At 61.8% G+C, this 20,806-nt stretch carries 18 protein-coding genes; 9 read left to right on the top strand and 9 right to left on the bottom strand.

The genetic code is table 11. The annotated features are described in order from the left end of the window. The first annotated feature begins 54 nt into the window (after window positions 1-54). On the top strand, window positions 55-1,470 hold the full coding sequence (gene ftsP, locus ACSJLU_RS21285; RefSeq protein ID WP_025304299.1) for a cell division protein FtsP: 1,416 nt from the start codon (window positions 55-57) through the stop codon (window positions 1,468-1,470). Window positions 1,471-1,487: 17 nt separating this feature from the next. On the opposite strand, the gene ACSJLU_RS21280 is transcribed toward ftsP, so the two are convergent. Continuing rightward, window positions 1,488-2,399, bottom strand: coding sequence for a LysR family transcriptional regulator (locus tag ACSJLU_RS21280; protein WP_043142098.1), 912 nt, complete (start codon window positions 2,397-2,399; stop codon window positions 1,488-1,490). A gap of 136 nt (window positions 2,400-2,535) precedes the next feature. Here ACSJLU_RS21280 and xapA point away from each other — a divergent pair, with 136 nt between their 5' ends. Next, on the top strand, window positions 2,536-3,357 hold the full coding sequence (xapA, locus tag ACSJLU_RS21275) for a xanthosine phosphorylase (RefSeq protein ID WP_049204424.1): 822 nt from the start codon (window positions 2,536-2,538) through the stop codon (window positions 3,355-3,357). Window positions 3,358-3,438: 81 nt separating this feature from the next. Further along, window positions 3,439-4,689: a nucleoside permease gene (locus ACSJLU_RS21270; RefSeq protein WP_025304296.1), complete on the top strand. Its 1,251-nt coding sequence runs from the start codon at window positions 3,439-3,441 to the stop codon at window positions 4,687-4,689. A 34-nt stretch (window positions 4,690-4,723) separates the two neighbouring features. Here the strand turns inward: ACSJLU_RS21270 and ACSJLU_RS21265 are convergent, their stop codons facing one another. Both ACSJLU_RS21265 and ACSJLU_RS21260 read right to left on the bottom strand, forming a co-directional pair. Next, window positions 4,724-5,656, bottom strand: coding sequence for a PfkB family carbohydrate kinase (locus ACSJLU_RS21265; protein WP_164099827.1), 933 nt, complete (start codon window positions 5,654-5,656; stop codon window positions 4,724-4,726). Continuing rightward, entirely contained in the window at window positions 5,653-7,050 is a 1,398-nt protein-coding gene (locus tag ACSJLU_RS21260; RefSeq protein WP_147823214.1) for a purine-cytosine permease family protein, read from the bottom strand. Before ACSJLU_RS21260 ends, ACSJLU_RS21265 begins: the two co-directional genes overlap by 4 nt. Before the next feature lie 657 nt (window positions 7,051-7,707). On the opposite strand from ACSJLU_RS21260, the gene ACSJLU_RS21255 reads away from it, so the two are divergent. Together ACSJLU_RS21255 and ACSJLU_RS21250 are read left to right on the top strand one after the other, a co-directional pair. Further along, window positions 7,708-8,442 carry a GntR family transcriptional regulator gene (locus ACSJLU_RS21255; protein ID WP_043142111.1) on the top strand — a complete coding sequence of 245 codons (735 nt, stop codon included), beginning with the start codon at window positions 7,708-7,710 and terminating at the stop codon, window positions 8,440-8,442. Between the two features lie 80 nt (window positions 8,443-8,522). Further along, window positions 8,523-10,691, top strand: coding sequence for a YgiQ family radical SAM protein (locus ACSJLU_RS21250; protein ID WP_025304292.1), 2,169 nt, complete (start codon window positions 8,523-8,525; stop codon window positions 10,689-10,691). Window positions 10,692-10,754: 63 nt separating this feature from the next. Here the strand turns inward: ACSJLU_RS21250 and ACSJLU_RS21245 are convergent, their stop codons facing one another. The 3 genes from ACSJLU_RS21245 to yqhD all read right to left on the bottom strand — a co-directional run bounded on the left by ACSJLU_RS21245 (window position 10,755) and on the right by yqhD (window position 13,778). Next, the gene (locus tag ACSJLU_RS21245) at window positions 10,755-11,360 is read right to left on the bottom strand and encodes a transglycosylase SLT domain-containing protein (RefSeq protein WP_025304291.1); all 606 of its coding nucleotides are present in this window, start codon (window positions 11,358-11,360) and stop codon (window positions 10,755-10,757) included. 143 nt (window positions 11,361-11,503) lie between these two features. Then, complete coding sequence (dkgA, locus tag ACSJLU_RS21240; RefSeq protein ID WP_016930128.1) at window positions 11,504-12,328, bottom strand: 2,5-didehydrogluconate reductase DkgA; 825 nt, start codon at window positions 12,326-12,328, stop codon at window positions 11,504-11,506. Between the two features lie 286 nt (window positions 12,329-12,614). Then, on the bottom strand, window positions 12,615-13,778 hold the full coding sequence (yqhD, locus tag ACSJLU_RS21235; RefSeq protein WP_089181352.1) for an alcohol dehydrogenase: 1,164 nt from the start codon (window positions 13,776-13,778) through the stop codon (window positions 12,615-12,617). 226 nt (window positions 13,779-14,004) lie between these two features. Between yqhD and ACSJLU_RS21230 the strand changes: the two genes are divergently transcribed. Continuing rightward, window positions 14,005-14,892: an AraC family transcriptional regulator gene (locus ACSJLU_RS21230; RefSeq protein ID WP_227255625.1), complete on the top strand. Its 888-nt coding sequence runs from the start codon at window positions 14,005-14,007 to the stop codon at window positions 14,890-14,892. Between the two features lie 7 nt (window positions 14,893-14,899). Here ACSJLU_RS21230 and ACSJLU_RS21225 read toward each other — a convergent pair whose 3' ends face one another. Then, on the bottom strand, window positions 14,900-15,928 hold the full coding sequence (locus tag ACSJLU_RS21225) for a zinc-dependent alcohol dehydrogenase family protein (RefSeq protein WP_043142117.1): 1,029 nt from the start codon (window positions 15,926-15,928) through the stop codon (window positions 14,900-14,902). 107 nt (window positions 15,929-16,035) lie between these two features. Between ACSJLU_RS21225 and ACSJLU_RS21220 the strand changes: the two genes are divergently transcribed. Continuing rightward, window positions 16,036-16,956, top strand: coding sequence for a LysR family transcriptional regulator (locus ACSJLU_RS21220; RefSeq protein ID WP_025304286.1), 921 nt, complete (start codon window positions 16,036-16,038; stop codon window positions 16,954-16,956). Window positions 16,957-16,966: 10 nt separating this feature from the next. Here the strand turns inward: ACSJLU_RS21220 and ACSJLU_RS21215 are convergent, their stop codons facing one another. After that, window positions 16,967-17,629: a DedA family protein gene (locus ACSJLU_RS21215; protein ID WP_025304285.1), complete on the bottom strand. Its 663-nt coding sequence runs from the start codon at window positions 17,627-17,629 to the stop codon at window positions 16,967-16,969. A gap of 145 nt (window positions 17,630-17,774) precedes the next feature. Continuing rightward, window positions 17,775-18,971 carry a cystathionine beta-lyase gene (gene metC, locus ACSJLU_RS21210; RefSeq protein ID WP_380826269.1) on the bottom strand — a complete coding sequence of 399 codons (1,197 nt, stop codon included), beginning with the start codon at window positions 18,969-18,971 and terminating at the stop codon, window positions 17,775-17,777. Between the two features lie 431 nt (window positions 18,972-19,402). Here metC and exbB point away from each other — a divergent pair, with 431 nt between their 5' ends. Then, on the top strand, window positions 19,403-20,380 hold the full coding sequence (gene exbB / locus ACSJLU_RS21205) for a tol-pal system-associated acyl-CoA thioesterase (protein ID WP_072269874.1): 978 nt from the start codon (window positions 19,403-19,405) through the stop codon (window positions 20,378-20,380). Window positions 20,381-20,383: 3 nt separating this feature from the next. Further along, window positions 20,384-20,806 carry a TonB system transport protein ExbD gene (gene exbD, locus ACSJLU_RS21200; RefSeq protein WP_004937307.1) on the top strand — a complete coding sequence of 141 codons (423 nt, stop codon included), beginning with the start codon at window positions 20,384-20,386 and terminating at the stop codon, window positions 20,804-20,806.

The following is a 20,806-nucleotide window of genomic DNA, read 5'->3' as shown; positions in this document are numbered from 1 at the left end:
GGCGGGCGTTTGGGTTTTGCACACGGTTTAGTTATTGCTTTTCATGGAGAAGATATGTCACTCAGTCGACGTCAGTTTTTACAGGCATCGGGCCTGGCGCTGTGCGCGGGCGCCGTGCCGCTGAGGGCTGAAGCGAGCGGAACGCAGACCCCGTTACCCATTCCTCCGCTGCTGGAGTCTCGCCGCGGTCAGCCGCTGTTCCTGACCTTGCAGCGCGCCCACTGGGCGTTTATGGATAACCGCAAAGCGGCGGTGTGGGGCATCAACGGCATGTACCTGGGGCCGACGGTGCGGGTTTACAGCGGTGACGACGTCAAACTGATTTACAGCAACCGTCTGCAGGAGCCGGTGGCGATGACCATCAGCGGTCTGCAGGTGCCGGGCACCCTGATGGGCGGCGCGCCGCGCATGATGTCACCCAACGTTGACTGGTCGCCGGTGCTGCCCATCCGTCAGGCGGCGGCTACCTGCTGGTACCACGCCAACACCCCAAACCGTATGGCGCCGCACGTTTACAACGGGTTGGCCGGGCTGTGGCTGGTGGAGGATGCCGTCAGCAAAGCGCTGCCGCTGCCCAACCACTATGGCGTCGACGATTTCCCGTTGATCATTCAAGACAAACGCTTCGATAACTTCGGCACGCCACAATACGACGCGCCGTCGCAGGGCGGCTTCGTCGGCGATACGCTGTTGGTTAACGGCGTGCAAAACCCGTATGTCGACGTATCGCGCGGCTGGGTGCGTTTGCGCCTTCTAAATGCCTCCAACGCGCGGCGTTATACCCTGCAGCTCAGCGACGGGCGGCCGTTCAACGTGATCGCCAGCGATCAGGGCTTCTTGCCTGCGCCGGTCGCGGTGCAACAGCTTTCGCTGGCGCCGGGCGAACGCCGGGAAGTGCTGATCGACATGTCGAAGGGCGAGGAGGTGACCATTACCGCCGGTGAAGCGGCGGGCATCATGGATCGCCTGCGCGGCCTGTTCGAGCCGTCGAGCATTCTGGTGTCCACCCAGGTGCTGACGCTGCGCCCGACCGGCCTGCTGCCGCTGGTGACCGACAACCTGCCGATGCGCCTGCTGGCGGATCAGCTGTTGGACGGCAGCGCCAGCCGCACCCGCGATTTCCGCCTGGGTGACGGCGGCGCCGGCATCAACGGCGCGATTTGGGACATGAACCGCATCGACGTACAGGCACAGCAAGGCACCTGGGAACGTTGGAACATTCATGCGGATACGCCGCAGTCGTTCCATATTCAGGGCGTGCAGTTCCTGATCAAACGCGTCAACGGCGCGCAGCCGATGGCGGAAGATCGCGGCTGGAAGGACACCGTCTGGGTCGATGGCGACGTCGAGCTGTTGGTGTATTTCAACCAACCTACCTCCGAACACTTCCCGTTCCTGTATTACAGCCAGACGCTGGAGATGGCCGATCGCGGCACCGCCGGCCAGCTGATGGTACAGCCGACAATGTAACCCGCTCTGCGGGCCGCTTAGGGCGCCCGCAGCATCTCCAGGAAGGCCTGCACCACCGGCGTGACGCTGTCTGCGCGGTAAACCGCGTACAGATCCGCCGGCGGCGCCTGTTGCAGCGAGCAAAAGCGTACGCCGGGCCACGGAATGCGGCCGTAGCTGTCCGGCAGCAGCGTAATGCCGCAGCCTTCCGCCACCAGCGCCAGCAGGGTTTGCGGCTCGTTAACCTGATAAGCGACGTCCGGCAAAAATCCCTGCTGCAGGCACAGATTGTGCAGATACAGCCCCAGGCTGGCCTCATGCGGCGGCAGCACGATGAAGCTATCGTTCTGCAGCGCCGCCAGCGGAATGTTTTCCTGCTGCGCCAGCGGATGATCAAGCGGCAGCACGACGGCGATGCTTTCGCTTGCCAACCGTTGGCAGGTCAACCCCGGCAGCGTCTGTTGCTGTGCCTCTCGCCAGACCCCGATGTCGATATGCCGCTTTTGCAGCGCGATGATTTGCTGGCTGGGCGTCAGCTCGTTCAACGACCAGGTGACGCCGGCGCTCCGCTCGCTGAATCGCCGCAGCGCCGCGATCAGGCCGCCCCAGGCCGAGGTGCCGACCATACCGACCACCATATGGCCGCCTTCGCCACGCCCCATCTGTTGCACCTGATGCAACGCGCTGTCGGCCTGATCCAGCAGCCGCTCGACGTTGCGCAGCAGCGTGCGGCCGGCCGGCGTCAGCGTCATGGAGCGGGTGGTGCGTTTGAACAGCACCACCCCGAGTTGGCTTTCCAGATCCTTGATGTGCTTGCTGAGCGGCGGCTGTGACATATTCAGCCGTCGCGCCGCTTGGGTGAAGTTCATCTCTTCCGCCACCACGCGGAAATAGTGCAGCAGGCGGAAGTTAATCCGGCCGGGATCGGGCAGGGCTTGGGGCGGGTTCATCCGGGGTAACGCCTCCTGTGACGCAGCTCAACTTATAGGTAAATGGAATAAATCGGCCGCCAAGAATGTATTGGTCTCGGCCGCGCCTCGCTCTCTACTATGGGGATTATTATCCCCCGCTGAAAGAGAGAATACGATGTTTAATCAAGAAGATGCTTTTACCTGCGCCGATGTCGTCCGCACCCGTTTGCCGGGCTTCCAGCCGAAAGCGGCCTTGATTCTCGGCTCCGGGCTCGGCGCTTTGGCGGAGGTGATGACCGAAACCGTCACCCTCGACTACGCGGAGCTGCCGGGTTTCCCGGTGAGCGGCGTCGCCGGCCACGCCGGGCAACTGGTCGCCGGCAAGCTGGAGGGCGTGCCGGTCCTGTGCATGAAAGGGCGTGGTCATTTCTATGAAGGACGCGGCATGCAGGTGATGACCACCGCAGTGCGCACCTTCAAACTGCTGGGCTGCGAATTCCTGCTGGCGACCAACGCCGCCGGTTCGCTGCGCCGCTCGGTGGCGCCGGGCAGCCTGGTCGCCATTACCGATCACATCAACTTCATGCCGGAATCGCCGCTGGTCGGCGCCAACGACGAGCGCTTCGGGCCGCGCTTTTTCAGCCTGGCGAACGCCTACGATCGCGATCTGCGCGCCCAATTGGCGGCGGTGGCCGAAAGCGCGGGCATCCCGCTGGCGGAAGGGGTATTCGCTGCCTACACCGGGCCGAATTTCGAAACGCCGGCGGAGATCCGCATGATGCAGACCCTGGGCTGCGACGTGGTGGGCATGTCGATCGTGCCGGAAGTCCTGGCGGCGCGCCACTGCGGTCTCAAGGTGCTGGTGGTGTCCGCGATGACCAACTACGCCGAAGGGCTGTCGGATACGCCTCTTTCCCACGAACAAACGCTCAGCTGCGCGGCGCTGGCGGCGGACGATTTCATGCGCCTTATCCGCGAGCTGTTCAAAACGCTGTAAGACAGCAAGCAAACCGGCGGCGGGCTGCAGGGGGCCTGCTGCACCAATCATCGTTGAAAACATAATAACAAGGTGATGGCGATGGCGATAAAAACACGATTAAAAGTCATGATTTTCCTGCAGTTCTTTATTTGGGGCGCCTGGCTGGTGACGCTGGGCTCCTACATGATCAACACGCTGCATTTCAGCGGTATGCAGGTGGGAATGGTTTACAGCGCCAAGGGTATCGCCGCGCTGATCATGCCGGGGCTGGCGGGCATCATCGCCGATCGATGGATGAAGGCCAACTACCTGTATGCGCTTTGCCACCTGTTCGGGGCGCTGGCGCTGTACTGCGCGGCGCAGGTCGAGCAACCGATGCTGATGTTCTGGGTGATGCTGTTCAACGCCATGGTTTATATGCCGACCATCGCGCTCTCCAACGCCATTTCCTATTTTTGCCTGGAGAAGCACGGCTTTGACACGGTGAAGGACTTTCCGCCGGTGCGGGTGTACGGCACGGTGGGATTCATTCTGGCAATGTGGCTGGTCGGCTTTAGCCAAATCGAGCTCAGCAATCTGCAGCTGTATCTGGCTTCTGCGGCGTCGCTGCTGCTGTCCGCCTATTCGCTGACGCTGCCGCGCTGCCCGACCAACCGCGCGGCCGAGTCGAAGAGCTGGGTGAGCGTGCTGGGGCTGGATGCGCTGGTGTTGTTCCGCCAGCGGCGCATGGCGCTGTTTTTCCTGTTCGCCATGTTGCTTGGCGCGGCGCTGCAGATAACCAATACCTTCGGTAACCCGTTTCTGCACGATCTGTCGCTCAATCCGCTGTATCAGGACAGCCTCAGCGTCAGGTATCCAGCGGTGCTGCTGTCGCTGTCGCAGATCTCCGAAGTGTTCTTTATCCTTACCATTCCCTTCTTCCTGCGCCGTTACGGCATCAAGCAGGTGATGCTGATCAGCATGGCGGCCTGGACGCTGCGTTTCCTGTTCCTGGCGTACGGCACGCCGGTCGGCTTTGGTTTCGTTCTGCTGCTGCTGTCGATGATCGTCTACGGCTGTGCGTTCGACTTCTTTAATATCTCCGGCGCCATCTTCGTCGAGAAAGAGGCCGATCACCGCATCCGCGCCAGCGCGCAGGGGCTGTTCATGACCATGGTGAACGGGTTGGGTGCCTATGTGGGTGCGCTCGCCAGCGGCGAAGTGGTGGATTTCTTCAGTCATGACGGCGTGAAAGACTGGCAGAGCATCTGGCTGGTGTTTGCGCTGTATACACTGGTGCTGGGGATTGTGTTCGCGTTGAGCTTCAACTATCGCCACTCGCCGCAGGAGAGCGCGGCGGCGGCGCACTAAGGCAGAAGGCGCCGAGTGACGGCGCCTTGAAACGTCAGGCCTGAGGGAAGCGCTGTTGCAGTTGGTGCCGGTCCGGCGGATTGGCGGCGCCGAGGCTGGCCACCACGCAAGCGGCGACCCGGTTGGCCAGATCGACCGCCTGCGGCAGCGGCCAGCCGGCGGACAGGCCCGCCAACAAACCGGCGCAGTGGGCATCGCCCGCGCCGATGGTATCGACCACGTCTACCGGATAGGCGGGAATGTGCAGCGGCGGCGTGCGGCCGTCGCAGATCCAGGCGCCGTCGCGATCCAGGCGACAGATCAACGTCAGGTTACGGGCGGCGGCATAGCGCTGCGCGGCATCCACCGCGTCGCCGGCGCCGCACAGCGCGGCCACTTCGTCGCGGTTGAGCGTCAGCAGGGTGTGGCTGTCGCTGAGCATAGCGAAGAAATCTTCGCTGAGCTGGGCGATGCGCGGGCCGGGATCGATCAGACGCGGTTGGTCGAACGGCATGCGCGTCAGCCACTCGCGCAGCGCTTCGCCGTTTTCGCCCGCCAGCTCGTAGCCGCTGGCGTAGATCAGGGTGTGTTCCGTCAGCGGCAGCGTGGCCAGCTGCGCTTTATTCCATTGGCTTTCGCAACCGGAAACCGTGATGAAGGTGCGTTCGCCGTTCGGCTCCACCAGCGCCAGGCACCAGCCGTTGTCCATCTGGCCGTGGCGCAACAGCACCTCCAGCCCCAGTTCGCCCATGGCGGCTTCGACAGCCGCGCCCCATTCGCCGTTGCCAACCGGCATGCCGTTGATCACCGGCACTTCAAGGCGCGTCAGCGCGCGCGCCACGTTGAACGCGCAACCGCCGATTTGCCGCGCCTGCGGCTGGGCTTCGATATCTTCGCCGCTGGTCGGCAGGCGGGGCAGCGTCATCACCAGATCGCCGACCGCGCCCCCAATCACCAGGACAGGTGTTACAGCTTCCCACTCACTCATTGATGTTCTCTGCGTTGGGTCAGGTACAGACCGTAAGCGATCAGACTCACCGCAAACGACACAAACAGCCCCAGGCTGGAATCGGCAAACAAGCCTTTGGCCAGCGGGCCGTCGATAAAACCAGTTTTAGTGACCAGCAGGCCGCACAGGGCGCCGAGGAACCAGCAAAACAGCGGGGCTTTGCGCACGCCGCGGTTCTGGCCATGCAGGCCGTACAAAGCGTTGCCATCATACCCGTGGCGACGGCGCAGGCACAGGTAATCGAGCAGGAAAATCGCCTCCCAGGCCGCCAGGAACACCCCGCAGAACACCAGGAAGGAGATGAACGGCCCCATAAAGTCGCCGGAGATGAACAGCACATACAGGGCGATGCCCAGCACCACGACCGCGTCGATCGATACCGCCAACCACTGTTTGACCTGCACGCCGATGGTCAGCAGGTTAAGGCTGGCTGAATACAGGCTGAGCACCGCGATGGTGACGATGCCGGCGGTGGCGGCCAGCAGATAAGGGATCGCCATCCAGGCGGGCAGCACCGAGCCAATCAGCGCGATGGGGTTGGCGGCGCTGGCCAGATCGGGCAACTGCACGGAAAGCAGAATGCCGGCCAGCATCAGCAGCATCAGCGGCAAACAGGCGCCGCCCATTACCGCGGCGAAAATGCCTTTGCTCGACGAGCTCGGGCTTTGATAGCGGCTGTAATCGGCGCCGGCGATTGCCCAGCTGATGCCAGTGCCGGCGGCGATCACCGATACCGCCGGCAGGAAGCCGGTCAACCAACTGCCGGAAGGCAGCGCCAACACCTGGCTCCACTCGGTGTTGAACAGGATATAGAGCACCACGATCAGCGTCATGGTGCCGAAGATGCGGCTGAACCAGCTTTGCATCCAGACCACGGTATTTTGCCCCAGCAGGCTGACGACGACAGTGAGCCCGCCGAACAGCAGCAGGCTGAGCGCGGTCAGCAGGTGACTGCTCCCTAGTCCGAAGGCCTCGAACAGCGCCGCCAGCGTCAGGGTGCCGGTGATCACGTTGACCGCTTCCCAGCCCATCAGATTGATCCAACTGAACAGGGTGGGCGCCACGTTGCCCTTCAGCCCGAAAATCACTCGCGACAGCGTCAGCGTAGAGGTGCGCCCGCGCTTGCCGGCGAAGCTGGTGAGGCCGACCAGCACGAAGCTGGCGACGCCGACCAGCGCGGCGAGCACCGATTGCAGAAAGGATAAGCCGAAGCCGACGATGATGGCGCCGTACACTACGCCGAGGATGCCGATATTGGCCGCCGACCAGATCCAAAACAGCTCGATGGGCTTGCCGGTCTGCTCCGCGTCCGGCACCCGGTCGATACCGGTGCTTTCTACCTTCCATGCTTCATTGCGATTGATATCGGTCATAGCAAATGATCCCTGTTGCGCAGGGCCGCGAGGGCCGCCGCAGTTGACTGAAAATCGATTCCGTTGGCGCGGTTGAGGCCGGCTATCCCGTGGTCGGGGGACGACGCCGATTCCGCGCAGTGTGTAGCGGCTGAGACCGCCAGGTCTGTCAAAATGAGGGCGGTATCCGCCTTATCGGGTGAGGCACGTCGGCCGCACGGCGCCAATGAGTGTAGCCAAAGAGTGGGTCTGCAGCGGGGGTTGGCGAAGCTGGTACGTTTCTATTTGCCGACATCAGTCCGGTTCGCTCACGCGATAGGATCCTGTGACGCGGCTATGAGCCGTGAGCAAGCTATCCATTAGCTCCGTTGCTTATTATCGGCCGTTTGTGCTGGCAGTATATGCCCGCTGCCGGCCATCAAGGGTATCCTTTAGGGCTGGCAGCGGGTTTTTTATTGTTTTTAAAGTGGGTCCCTGGTGTTGGTGCTATTGATGTATCAACATCAATAAGCACAGATTACGCGCGATCTAGATCCAATGAAAGTCCATTAGGCAAAAATTGTGATGCCACTCTGAAAACATTAGCGATATTTTAGTTAAGGTGAGGGGCTTATCGCCGGACAGGCGATAGGATAAAAATGAAATTCAGACAAATGGCATAAGCAGGAGGGCGGGCGAATGACGGATTTTATGGCCTGGCTGCGTGGCCATCTGGCGCAGGGGGCGGTAGCGCCGCGTTATATTCAGCTGGCGACGGCGATAGAAACTGCAATCAGGCAGCAGGTGTTGGCGGCGGAGGCGTTTTTGCCGCCGGAACGGCAGATGGCGGAAGGCCTGGCGCTGTCGCGCGTCACCGTCAGCAAGGCGATGAAGCTGCTGGAGGAGAAGGGGCTGATTTCGCGGCAGCAGGGCGTCGGTACCCGCGTGGCGATGCACATTGGTTATTCCCTCGATAAGGACAGCGGTTTCACCGCTCAGGCGCTGCGCCACGGCAGCCGCGTCAGCAATCGATGGCTGTTGCGCACCCGGGTCGGCGCACCGGCCAAGGCCGCGGCGGCGCTGGGGCTGGCGGAGGGAGACGAGGTGATTAAACTGCGGCGGTTGCGCTTGCTGAACGGCAGCCCGGTCTCGCTGGAAACTACCTATATACCGCCGCGCTTCCTGCCAGAACCGGGGCAACTGGAACATTCGCTGTATGCGCTATGGCAATCGCGCGGCATCGTGCCTGAAGATAAACACTTTCTGTTGAAGGCGGTATCCTGCAGCGACGAGGTCGCCGAACTGCTCAACGTACCGTGCGGCGCGCCGTTGTTGCACATCATCCAGACCAGCCGCAACGCCCGGGGCGAGGCGCTGGAGTACAGCGATATCTTGTGCCGCAGCGACGTTTATGAATTCGAGGTGAATGGTTAGCGAAATAACCATGCTCTTTTTGTCACTAGTGCGTATAATCGCCGCCCGGCGATTAATTAACCTGTAAAAAGAGCGGCAGAATGAGCACCACCAGCCTGATCCAACCCGATCGTGAACTGTTTTCCTATAAGCCTTATTGGGCTGAATGTTATGGCACCGCGCCATTTTTACCGATGTCGCGAGCCGAGATGGATCAACTGGGCTGGGACAGCTGCGACGTGATCATCATCAGCGGCGACGCCTATGTTGACCACCCGAGCTTCGGCATGGCGATCATCGGCCGCATGCTGGAAGCGCAGGGCTTCCGCGTCGGCATCATCGCGCAGCCGGACTGGAGCAACAAAGAAGATTTCATGCGGTTGGGGAAACCGAACCTGTTCTTCGGCATCACCGCCGGCAACATGGACTCGATGATCAACCGTTATACCGCCGATCGCAAACTGCGCCACGACGATGCTTACACCGCCGGCAACGTCGGCGGCAAACGCCCGGATCGCGCCACCCTGGTCTACAGCCAGCGCTGCAAAGAAGCCTATAAAGACGTGCCGATCGTGTTGGGCGGCATCGAAGCCAGCCTGCGCCGCATCGCCCACTACGATTATTGGTCGGATACCGTGCGCCGTTCGGTGCTGGTGGACTCCAAAGCCGACATGCTGATCTACGGCAACGGCGAACGCCCGCTGGTGGAAGTGGCGCACCGTCTGGCCGCCGGCGAGAAAATCGGCGATATCCACGATATTCGCAATACCGCGGTGATGCGCAAAGAAGCGCTGCCGGGCTGGAGCGGCGTGGATTCCACCCGCCTCGACAAGCCGGGCCGCATCGAACCTATCCCGAACCCGTACGGCGAGGATCTGCCGTGCGCCGACGGCGCCAAGCCGAAAGAGCCGGAAGCCAAGCCTGTCACGGTGCGCGCCGCCAAGCCGAAGCCGTGGGAGAAGACCTACGTGCTGCTGCCGTCCTTCGAGAAAGTGAAGGGCGACAAGGTGCTGTATGCGCACACCTCGCGCATTTTGCACCATGAAACCAACCCAGGCTGCGCCCGCGCGCTGATGCAGAAACACGGTGACCGCTACGTGTGGATCAACCCGCCGGCGATCCCGCTGACCACGCCGGAGATGGACAGCGTCTTTGCCCTGCCTTATCAGCGTGTGCCGCACCCGTCCTATGGCCAGGATCGCATTCCGGCCTATGACATGATCCGTTTCTCGGTGAACATCATGCGCGGTTGCTACGGCGGCTGTTCGTTCTGTTCGATCACCGAGCATGAAGGGCGCATCATCCAGAGCCGTTCGGAAGATTCGATCGTTCGCGAAATCGAAGAGATCCGCGACAAGGTGCCGGGCTTTACCGGCGTGATCTCCGATCTGGGCGGCCCGACCGCCAACATGTACATGCTGCGCTGCACTAACCCGCGCGCCGAGCAGACCTGCCGCCGCGCCTCGTGCGTGTATCCGGAGATCTGCACTTATATGGACACTAACCACGAGCCGACCATCAAGCTTTACCGCCGCGCGCGTTCGCTGGAGGGCATCAAGAAGATCCTGATCGCCTCCGGGGTACGTTACGATCTGGCGGTGGAAGATCCGCGCTATATCAAGGAACTGGCGACCCACCACGTCGGCGGCTACCTGAAGATCGCGCCGGAGCACACCGAAGAAGGCCCGCTGTCAAAGATGATGAAACCCGGCATGGGCAGCTACGATCGCTTCAAGCAGCTGTTTGATCACTATTCGAAGCAGGCGGGCAAAGAGCAGTACCTGATCCCGTACTTCATCTCGTCGCACCCGGGCACCCGCGATGAAGACATGGTGAACCTGGCGCTGTGGCTGAAGAAGAACCGTTTCCGCCTCGATCAGGTGCAGAACTTCTATCCTTCGCCGATGGCCAACTCCACCACCATGTATTACAGCGGCAAAAACCCGCTGAGCAAGGTGGGGTACAAGAGTGAAGACGTGGTGGTGCCGCGCGGCGAGCGCCAGCGTCGCCTGCATAAGGCGCTGCTGCGTTACCACGATCCTGCCAACTGGGCGCTGATCCGCACCGCGCTGGAAGAGATGGGGCTGAAGCACCTGATCGGCAGCCGCCGCGAGTGTCTGGTGCCGGCGCCGAGCATCGACGAGCAGCGCGAGGCGAAACGGCTGCAGCGCCACACCCGGCCGGCGCTGACCAAACATACCGATATTAATCGGCAGCGCACGCCGTCCAACCGGCCGCCGCGCAAGCCGATTCGCAAGGCCAAGCCGTAACGACCACGCCGCGTGCGCAAACAAAAAGGAGAACCCCCGGGTTCTCCTTTTTACTTTAGCTAATTACAACCGTTCGTAAGCGGCTTCCACTTTCATCAAATGGCGCGGCGCCTGCGGTGCGGGATGGTATTTGCGCACGTGCCAGTTAAAGGCTTCTGGCGACAGGTTGTTGATCATCGCGATCGCCTGCTGGCGATTACTGGAGAAGGTGCGCAGCAGCGCGCCGGTGCCGTTGACGTAGGCGATGATGGTGGCGTAGCGCAGCGTGACGGGATTGGCGATCCCTTTAAGCTGTTGTTTTTGCAAGGTGGCCAGATAGGCGGCGCCGAGATCGATATTGGTGTCGGGATCCCGCAGGTCATCGTCGTCCGGGCAGCCGCGTTTGCCTTTGTAGCGGTAGGCATCGCAGCCGGCGGTATCGGCTTTCAGCTGCATCAGGCCGATCGCATTGGATCTGCTCACTGCGGAAGGGTTGAAGCCGGACTCCACCTGGATCATGGCGGTGATCAGCTTGGCGTCCACGCCGTATTCGCTGGCGGCGTCTTTGATGGCGCTATCGAAGGCGTGGCGATCGTAGCTGACGCGCTGTTTCTTGCCGGCGCAACCCGCCAGCACCAGCATGATGCAAAGCATGCCCAGCCGTGACCCGTGTGAGAAAGAGAATTTCATGGTGCTCCGTGCTTGTCTGTTTTTTAACGGCGTTAACCGGTGGCCGGAGCCTCCGGCGTCGTCATCATAACGTCAGGCGGCGCAAAGGAGCAATGTGTGGGAAGGAAAAGCCCCCTCCGGCGGGAGAGGGCTTGAGCGTGGGTTTACAGGGTATCCGGATCCGGCCCCAGGCGGTTGCCGACGTCCAGCTTGGCGATCTCGCCCAGTTCGTCCTTATCGAGTTTGAAATCAAATACCTCGAAGTTTTCGCGAATGCGCGACGGCGTGACGGATTTCGGGATCACGATAAGACCGCTGTCCAGGTGCCAGCGCACCACGATTTGCGCCGGGGTTTTCTCGTATTTCTCGGCCAGGGCCTTGATCAGCGGCTGGTCGAATACCCCTTCACCGCCCTGCGCCAGCGGGCTCCAGGATTCGGTGGCGATATGGTGCGTAGCGTTCCAGGCGCGCAGTTGGCGCTGTTGCAGCAGCGGGTGCAGCTCGATCTGGTTGACGACCGGCGCCACGTTGGTTTCATCCAACAGACGCTGCAGGTGCGGCGTATGGAAGTTGCATACGCCGATGCTTTTCACCAGGCCTTGTTCGCGCAGTTTGATCAGCTCGCGCCAGGCGGAGACGTATTGATCCTGCTGTGGGCGCGGCCAGTGGATCAGATACAGATCCACATAGTCCAGCTTGAGCTTTTCCAGACTGGTTTCCAGCGCCGCCAGCGGATCGCCCTGATCGTCGTTCCACAGCTTGGTGGTGATGAACAGGTCGCTGCGCGGCAGCGCGCTGGACTGCAGCGCGGCGCCGACGCCTTCCTCGTTCTTGTAGATCGCGGCGGTGTCGATGGAGCGGTAACCGATCTCCAGCGCTTTGCTGACCGCGCGGGTGGTCTCTTCAATACTCGCCTGCCAAACGCCGAGACCCAACTGCGGCATCAGATTACCATCGTGGAGTTTGATGATGGGTTGTTGCGTTGTCATGCGCATCTCCTTGTGTACGGATTGCGGCGCCTGCGGCACCGAAACGGCTATAGATAAATTCTAGTTGGCAAAATGGGCGGTTGCCGGGTTTGCCAGCCTAATTTCAGCGGTGGCGGGAGGGCGATTCTCTCCCGCTCTCCCTGCGAATGAGCGGTAAGACGAAGGGTGCGAAACGATCGGCGGCGCGCTGAGGCGCCCGACGGCGCCCGACGATCGGCCGGGCGCCGGATGCGGCGAAAAATGGCTGACGGAGACTAAAGCCTAGCAAAAAATCGCCGTTTTGCGATTAACGCGCCGCTTCATAAATGCGGCGGCTGACGTCCAGGGTGATGTCCTGATGCTCGCCCAGTGCGGTCATGCCGTGCTGATGCAGCTTGTCGAGCAACGCCGGAATGCTGCTGCCGTCGAGCTGATAATCCGCCATACGGGTCGGCACGCCCATCTGTTCGAAGAAGGCGCGGGTGGCGGCGATGGCGCCGTCGATGCGGCTGTCTTCGCTGCCTTCGCGCAGGTCCCAGATGCGGTCAGCGTACTGCAGCAGTTTTTCGCGCTTCTGCGCTTTCTTCTCGTGCAGCAGCGCCGGCAGCACGATGGCCAACGTTTGTGCGTGGTCGAGATCGTGCATGGCGGTCAGTTCATGGCCCAGCATGTGGGTCGCCCAGTCCTGCGGCACCCCGGCGCCGATCAGGCCGTTCAGCGCCATGGTAGCGCTCCACATCACGTTGGCGCGCACCGCATAGTTTTCCGGCTCGGCCAGCGCGCGCGGGCCGTCTTCCAGCAGGGTCAGCAGCAGGCCTTCGGCGAAGCGATCCTGCACCTTGGCGTCGACCGGGTAGGTCAGATACTGCTCCAGGGTGTGTACGAAGGCGTCGACCACGCCGTTGGCTACCTGGCGCGGCGGCAGCGAGTAGGTCACGACCGGATCCAGCACGGCAAAGCGCGGCTGCACCAGCGGCGAGAAGAAGTGCTGTTTGTCGCCGCTGCTCTTCCGGGTGATCACCGCGCCGCTGTTGGACTCGGAACCGGTGGCCGGCAGCGTCAGCACGCAGCCCATCGGCACCGCGTCAGTGATGTGGCTGCCGACGGTCTGCAGAATATGCCAGGCATCGCTGTCGGCCGTATAACGGGCCGCGGCGGCGATGAACTTGGTGCCGTCAACCACCGAACCGCCGCCGACCGCCAGCAGGAAATCGATGTTTTCCGCTTTCACCACCTCGACCGCTTTCATCAGGGTTTCGTAGGTCGGGTTCGGCTCGATGCCGGAGAACTCACGCACGTCACGGCCGGCCAGCGCGCTGTACACCTGATCCAGCACGCCGTTTTTCTTCACGCTGCCGCCACCGTAGGTGATCAGGATGCGTGCGTCCGCTGGGATCTGGCCGGCCACGTCGGCAATTTGGTCCTTGCCGAACAGGATTTTGGTTGGGGTATGCAGAATGAAGTTTTGCATGGTTGATTTCTCTCTTTCTGTCAGGCGGGCGCCAACGCGGCGCAAAGGTGTCTGGCCCGTATTGTCAGGAACCTGGCGGCAACGCACAATGCACATTCCTGTTTGGTTCTTGCCTATTTCTACAACTGCCTGTAGAAATGGAGAGCTTTAAATTATGATTTATGCCGAATCGTTCTGACTGTAAGAGGGTGTTTCCGTGACTGAAATCGATGCGCTGCGCAGCCGCATGGCACGCCAGGCGATGGCTATCGCCACCGGCAACGGCTATACGCCGTCACCGGTGCCGCGGGTGAAGATCCTGTATGTCGATCGCCACTGCCCGCGTCAACCGGTAATGTACGAACCGGGGATCGTCATCATCTTTCAGGGGCATAAGGTCGGCTATTGCGGCAACAAGGTGTTCCAATACGATCCGCGCAACTACCTGCTGATGACGGTGCCGCTGCCGTTCGAGTGCGAAACCTTCGCCAGCCCGGAGTTGCCGCTGGTGGGGTTGGCGGTCAATATCGATACCCAAATGCTGCAGGATTTGCTGATCGACATCGGCGACGACGACTACCTGATGCAGCCGCGGGCGGAGAGCAACGGGGTAAATCTGGCCGAGCTGACGGAAGCGCTGCTGTGTGCCACTGAACGCCTGCTGGACGTGATGGCCAAGCCGCTCGACGCCCGGGTGCTGGGGCCGCAGATCGTGCGCGAGATCCTCTACTATGTGCTGCGCGGCACCTGCGGTGCGTCGCTGCAGGAGCTGGTTAATCGACATACCCACTTCAGCCAGATCGCCAAGGCGCTGCGGCGCATAGAAAATCAGTATGCCGACAATCTCAACGTCGAGCAGTTGGCCAGCGAGGTCAACATGAGCGTGTCGGCGTTTCACCATAACTTCAAGGCGGTGACCAACACCTCTCCGCTGCAGTACGTGAAATCGTACCGGCTGCATAAGGCGCGCCTGTTGATGGTGCATGACGGTCTGAAGGCCAGCACGGCGGCGATCCGCGTCGGTTACGAGAGCGCGTCGCAGTTCAGTCGTGAATTCAAACGGCTGTTCGGCATGACGCCGAGCGATGAAGTCGCCCGGCTGCGCGATGCCAATCCGCTGCTGCTGGAGGGCTGAGCCGCGTTTACGGGGTCAGAACGATCTTGCCGAACGGCCCGCGATCGAGATGATCCAACGCCTGCGGCAGCTGGTCGAAGCGGTATACCTGATCGATCACCGGCTGCAGGTTGACGGCGTCCACGGCGCGCACCAGATCTTCCAGCGCGCGGCGATGGCCGACGCCGATGCCCTGGATCTGCGCCGATTTCAGCAGCAGCAGGCCGGCGGGCGCGGAAATCTCGGCGCCCGCCAGCACGCCGATCACCGAGATGCGGCCGCCCACCGCCACGGCGCGTACTGAGTTGCCGAGATTCGGGCCGCCGACGGTGTCGATCACATGGTCGATGCCGCGATCCTGCGTCAGCGCATAAACCGCCTCCACCCAATCGCCGTTCAGCCGGTTGATGCCGTGACTGGCGCCCAGTGCCCGGGCGCGCGCCAGCTTTTCATCGCTGCCGGAGGTCACGTACACCTCGGCGCCGTGCGCTTTGGCGATCTGCAGCGCGAACAGCGCCACGCCACCGGTGCCTTGCACCAGCACCGTCTCGCCGGCATGCAGTTTGCCTTGCTCTACCAGCGCGAACCACGCGGTCAGCCCGGCGCACGGCAGGGTGCTGGCCTGCGCGTCGTCCAGCGACGTCGGCGCCGCCACCAGCCAGTCTTCATGCAAAATCACGTATTCCGCCAGTACGCCCTGATAGAAGCCGCCAAGGGTGTGGTAAGGCACCTGGCGCGCATCGCCGTACGGTTTTTGCCGGCCGTCGAGCCAGCCGGGGCTGAAGGTAGAGATGACCCGGGCGCCGGGTTGGAACCGGCTGACGCCGGGCCCGACGGCGTTGACCTCGCCGGCCATGTCAGAGGCGGGGGTGAACGACTGCGGCAGCGTCAGCCCCATGCCGCTTTCAATCATCATTTTGTCGCGGTAGTTGAGCGCTACCGCCTTCACTTTCACTCTGATTTCGTGTGGCCCCGGCTGCGGAATCGCTTCGGTGGTCAGCTGCAGGTGTTCACGCCCCAGGGTATCCATCGTCCAGCGTTGCATCGTGTCGGTCATGATGTTCTCCAAAGTCAGCGATTAACGACCTGTCGATAATATCGTTGATAGAGGTTCGCCAGTGGCGATAAGATTTCCGCAGATTGTTTCTTTCAGAGCGACAAATCATGAGCGATCGATTGAGCGGCATTTCGGTATTCGTCACCGCCGTGGAGGCGGGCAGTTTTGCGTTGGCGGCCAGTCGGTTGCACCTGTCGCGTTCGGCGGTAGGGAAAACCATCGCCCGGCTGGAACAGCGGCTGGGCGTGCGGCTGTTTCATCGCACCACCCGCAGCCAGAGCCTGACCGACGACGGTGCGTTGTTCTATGAGCGCTGCCTGCGGGCGCTGGAGGAGATCCGCAGCGCGGAAACGTTGCTGGAGTCGGGCAAGCGGCAGGTCAGCGGCCGGCTGCGGGTGTCGATGCCGGTGCTGTTTGGCCGCATGTGTATTGCGCCGTTGCTGACCGATCTGACGCGTGAGCACCCTGGCCTGGAGCTGGAGCTGTCATTCAGCGATCGGGTGGTGGATCTGATTGAGGACGGTTTCGATATGGCGATCCGTAACGGCACGCTGGCCAACAGCAGCGGGCTGGTGGCGCGTCGTATCGGCGATCACCGCATGACGCTGTGCGCCTCGCCGGCCTATCTGCAGCGGTGCGGCGAACCGCACAGCATTGAGCAACTGGCTCAGCACGAGGCGGTGACCTATATGCGCGCCGGCGCGCGGCGCAGCTGGCGGGTGCTGGACGAGAACGGCAAACCGCAGGACGTGATGCCGAATAACCGGTTGCAGATGGACGATTTGCAGGCGATTGCGGATGCAGCGACGGCGGGTTTCGGCATCGCCTGGCTGCCGTGCTGGCTGGTGCGTGAGCAGCTGTTGAGCGGGGCGCTGGTGCGCTTACTGCGCGATCGGCCCGGCGCCGCCTTTGATGCGCATGCGGTATGGCCACACACGCCCCACCTGCCGCTGAAGGTGCGGCTGGCGGTGGATACGCTGGTGAGCAAGTTGCCCGCCAGTCTGGCGTTGGTCGAGAAGGCGCTGTAGTGCGCCTGGATCAGGAGGAGGAGGCGCGCTTTTTACGCCAGATCACCAGCATGGCGCCCAGCAGGCCGACGAACAGCAGCAACAGCGGCAGCAGCATCAGGCCGGTCATCACCTGGCTTTCGTAGCGTTTCACCAGAGGGATTTGGCTGAACGCGTAGCCGAGGCCGACCAGCGCGCAGACCCAGATCGCCGCACTCAGCCAGTTGAACACCTGGAAGCGCGAACTGTTGAGCCCGGAAATGCCGGCCATGGTCGGCAGCAGCGTGCGCACGAAGCCGAGGAAACGGCCGATCAGCAGCGCCGTCAGCCCGTGGCGATTGAACAGGTTATGAGCGCGCTGGTGATATTGCGCCGGCAATTGCAGCAGCCAGCCTTTCACCAGGCCGGTGTGGCCCAGCCAGCGGCCCTGGATATAGCTCAGCCAACAGCCGAGGCCGGCGGCGGCGGTCAGAATCAACAGGGTGGGGGCAAAGCCCATCACGCCTTTGGCGATCAGCGCACCCGACAGCAGCAGCAGGCTGTCGCCGGGGAGGAAGGAGGCGGGCAGCAGTCCGTTTTCCAAAAACAGGGTGGTGAAAAGCACGGCATAAACCACCCAAATCACGCTAGGATCGGCGAGGGCGATAAAGTCCTGCTGCCAAAGCGCATGAATAATCTCTCGTAATACATCCATTTTATGTCCTGTTGCATGCCGGTTGCGCCCGGGGTCACGTTCTCCAGGATGCGGCGGTTACCGTATCTGACAGTTATCCGGTTAGTGTACCGCTAATAGCTTAAGCCGACATTAAACGAGACGAAGAAAATTACCGGAATCCGCCTTAGCGCACGCCGTTGAGGCGATCGAAACCGGCCGCCAGATCGGCGATCAGGTCTTCGACGTTCTCCAGGCCGATGTGTATGCGCACCAGCGTGCCGGAGAAATCGACGCCGCCCGCCGGCCGGATGGCTTCCAGCTCTTCCGGCTGGTTGGCCAGGATCAGCGACTCGAAGCCGCCCCAGGAGTAGGCCATGCTGAAGTGGCTGAAGTTGTCCAGGTAAGCGGCCAGCTGCGCATCATCCAGCCGCTCTTTCAGCACGAAAGAGAACAGCCCGTTGCAGCCGTTGAAGTCGCGGCGGTAGAACTCGTGGCCCTTGCAGCTGGGCAGGGCTGGGTGATTGACCGTCGCCACCTCCGGCCGTTCGGCCAGCCAGTTGGCGACCTCAATGCTGCTGCGCTCGTGCTGTTTCAGGCGCACGCTCAGGGTACGCAGGCCGCGGCTTGCCATGTAGGCGGTGTCGGCATCCACCATCTGCCCCATCAGATAGGAGTACTCGCGCAGCCGATCCCAACAGCGCGCGTTGGCGACGGCGGTGCCGAGCATGTAATCGGAATGGCCGATCAGGTATTTGGTGCCGGCCTGAATGGAGATATCGATGTCGAAATCCAGCGCCTTGAACAGCACGCCTGCCGCCCAGGTGTTGTCGATCATGATCACCACCTCCGGCGCCACGGCACGAATGGCCTGCACCATGGCCGGGATATCCTGCACTTCCAGAGTGATGGAGCCGGGGGATTCCAGGAACACCACGCGGGTATTGGGTTGGATCAACGTGGCGATATCGGCGCCGATCAACGGATCGAAATAGGTGGTGCTGACGTTCATGCGACCGAGGATGTGAGTGCAGAAATCTTGGGTCGGTTCGTACGCCGAACCGGTGACCAGCAGGTGATCGCCGGCGCCGACGAACGACAGGATCGCATTGGCCACCGCCGCCGCGCCGCAGGGGTACAGCACGCAGCCGGCGCCGCCCTCCAGCTCGACCATCGCATCTTGCAGGGCGAAGTGGGTCAGCGTGCCGCGTCGGCCGTAAAACAGCTCGCCGTGGGCGCGTTGCGCGGTGGCGTGCTTTTTGGCGGCGACGGAGTCGAAGACCAAAGAAGAGGCGCGTTGCGTGACGGGATTGACGGAGCCCTGGGTGTAGCGTTTGCCGCGGCCGGCGCCGATCAGCGTGGTTTCGATGTGTTTTGACGTCATGGTACCTGGCTCACCTCTGGTTGCTCTGCACGTGCCCGTTTACGATAGCCCTTACGTTAGCATGAGTTGATATAGCCATCCAGACGTTTTAACTTCTGGATATAGAAACGGCTATAATTGGCTGTCAGCGGCGCATTTCTCGCCTCATCCTTCTGCCGAGCGGCGAGAGAGAAGCCCATTCATCGGTCGAGACGTCGTTCGGCAGGGTGGTCTTGTTGCACCGTTGTGGGAGAAAAGTAACGAAATAACCCCATAAAAGGAGCGTTTGGCGGTGAACGGGCGCGGATTGGCGCTTTGCCGCGGGGCTGGCTAAAATTTTCGCGTTTATTTGGTAAATAATAATGAGAACTACTATCAATCCCCGGTTGGTTTGATATGATCGCACGCTGAATTATTCCTTAATTTTGATCGGTAATGGGTGGAGGCACAGCGTGAAAACGGCTGGCAAGAATTTAAATCAAGGATCGTTCGGTCAGGGCCGGGCGCAGTGGGGCAAGGCCTTTGGCCGCAGCCTGATGGCTTCTATGGTGCTGGTTGTGGGGCTGGCCGGCAGCGCGCAGGCAGCGCCGGCGGCCAATCCGGCCGTTACCGAAAGCGTTGCGCCGACCACCGCGCCTGCACCTGCAGCCGCTGCGCCGGAAAGCATCACGCCGGTGAACCCGGCACCGACGATCCAGCCACCGGAAACCCGCGGCATGGACCTGTCCATTTGGGGCATGTACCAGCACGCCGACGCGGTGGTGAAAGCGGTGATGATCGGCCTGGTGCTGGCGTCTATCGTGACCTGGACCATTTTGTTCGCTAAAGGCAGTGAACTGCTGCGCGCCAAGCGCCGTCTGCGTCGCGAGCAGTTGGCACTGGCCGAAGCGCGCTCGCTGGATGAAGCTTCCGAGCTGGCGCAAAACTTCTCCCCGGAGAGCGTCAGTGCGGTACTGCTGAACGATGCGCAAAATGAGCTGGAGCTGTCTGCGGAATCCAACGACAACAACGGCATCAAAGAACGCACCGGTTTCCGTCTCGAGCGCCGCGTGGCGGCCTACAGCCGTAACATGGGCCGCGGCAACGGCTTCCTCGCCACCATTGGTGCCATCTCGCCGTTCGTCGGCCTGTTCGGTACCGTCTGGGGCATCATGAACAGCTTTATCGGCATCGCCCATTCGCAGACCACCAACCTGGCGGTCGTGGCGCCGGGCATCGCAGAGGCGCTGCTGGCGACTGCGATGGGCCTGGTAGCGGCGATCCCTGCGGTCGTTATCTACAACATCTTCGCCCGCGTCATCAGCGGCCATCGCGCCCAGGTAGGCGACGTGGCGGCGCAGGTCTTGCTGCTGCAGGGCCGCGATCTGGATCTGGCCGCAACGGCGGAAGCCAAGCGCTCACAGCACGCACACCAACTGCGGGCGGGGTGAGTCATGGCGATGCGCTTAAATGAAGATCTGGACGACAGCGGCGAACTGCATGAAATCAACGTGACGCCGTTTATCGACGTCATGTTGGTGCTGTTGATCATCTTTATGGTGGCCGCGCCGCTGGCAACGGTAGATATCCGCGTCGATCTGCCGGCCTCCTCCGCCAAACCGCAGCCGCGGCCGGAGAAACCGGTGTTCCTGTCGGTGAAGGCCGACAAGCAGCTCTACGTTGGCGATCAGCCGGTGAATGCCGATCAGCTGACTTCGGTGCTGGATCAACGCACTCAGGCGAACAAAGAAACCACCATCTTCTTCCAGGCGGACAAGAGCGTGGACTATGAAACGCTGATGAGCGTGATGGACACCCTGCGTAAAGCCGGTTACCTGAAAGTGGGGCTGGTGGGCATGGAAGGTGCCGCCAAGTAG

It is taken from the genome of Serratia bockelmannii, from assembly GCF_051803255.1.
Taxonomy (GTDB): domain Bacteria; phylum Pseudomonadota; class Gammaproteobacteria; order Enterobacterales; family Enterobacteriaceae; genus Serratia; species Serratia bockelmannii.
Note: the sequence above shows the minus strand (reverse complement) of the source record. Positions and strands in the feature narration are given on the sequence as shown.

Coding starts and splice junctions, on each gene's coding strand:
- ftsP (WP_025304299.1), top strand. CDS start 55: ATGTCACTCAGTCGACGTCAGTTTTTACAGGCATCGGGCCTGGCGCTG.
- ACSJLU_RS21280 (WP_043142098.1), bottom strand. CDS start 2,399: ATGAACCCGCCCCAAGCCCTGCCCGATCCCGGCCGGATTAACTTCCGC.
- xapA (WP_049204424.1), top strand. CDS start 2,536: ATGTTTAATCAAGAAGATGCTTTTACCTGCGCCGATGTCGTCCGCACC.
- ACSJLU_RS21270 (WP_025304296.1), top strand. CDS start 3,439: ATGGCGATAAAAACACGATTAAAAGTCATGATTTTCCTGCAGTTCTTT.
- ACSJLU_RS21265 (WP_164099827.1), bottom strand. CDS start 5,656: ATGAGTGAGTGGGAAGCTGTAACACCTGTCCTGGTGATTGGGGGCGCG.
- ACSJLU_RS21260 (WP_147823214.1), bottom strand. CDS start 7,050: ATGACCGATATCAATCGCAATGAAGCATGGAAGGTAGAAAGCACCGGT.
- ACSJLU_RS21255 (WP_043142111.1), top strand. CDS start 7,708: ATGACGGATTTTATGGCCTGGCTGCGTGGCCATCTGGCGCAGGGGGCG.
- ACSJLU_RS21250 (WP_025304292.1), top strand. CDS start 8,523: ATGAGCACCACCAGCCTGATCCAACCCGATCGTGAACTGTTTTCCTAT.
- ACSJLU_RS21245 (WP_025304291.1), bottom strand. CDS start 11,360: ATGAAATTCTCTTTCTCACACGGGTCACGGCTGGGCATGCTTTGCATC.
- dkgA (WP_016930128.1), bottom strand. CDS start 12,328: ATGACAACGCAACAACCCATCATCAAACTCCACGATGGTAATCTGATG.
- yqhD (WP_089181352.1), bottom strand. CDS start 13,778: ATGCAAAACTTCATTCTGCATACCCCAACCAAAATCCTGTTCGGCAAG.
- ACSJLU_RS21230 (WP_227255625.1), top strand. CDS start 14,005: ATGGCACGCCAGGCGATGGCTATCGCCACCGGCAACGGCTATACGCCG.
- ACSJLU_RS21225 (WP_043142117.1), bottom strand. CDS start 15,928: ATGACCGACACGATGCAACGCTGGACGATGGATACCCTGGGGCGTGAA.
- ACSJLU_RS21220 (WP_025304286.1), top strand. CDS start 16,036: ATGAGCGATCGATTGAGCGGCATTTCGGTATTCGTCACCGCCGTGGAG.
- ACSJLU_RS21215 (WP_025304285.1), bottom strand. CDS start 17,629: ATGGATGTATTACGAGAGATTATTCATGCGCTTTGGCAGCAGGACTTT.
- metC (WP_380826269.1), bottom strand. CDS start 18,971: ATGACGTCAAAACACATCGAAACCACGCTGATCGGCGCCGGCCGCGGC.
- exbD (WP_004937307.1), top strand. CDS start 20,384: ATGGCGATGCGCTTAAATGAAGATCTGGACGACAGCGGCGAACTGCAT.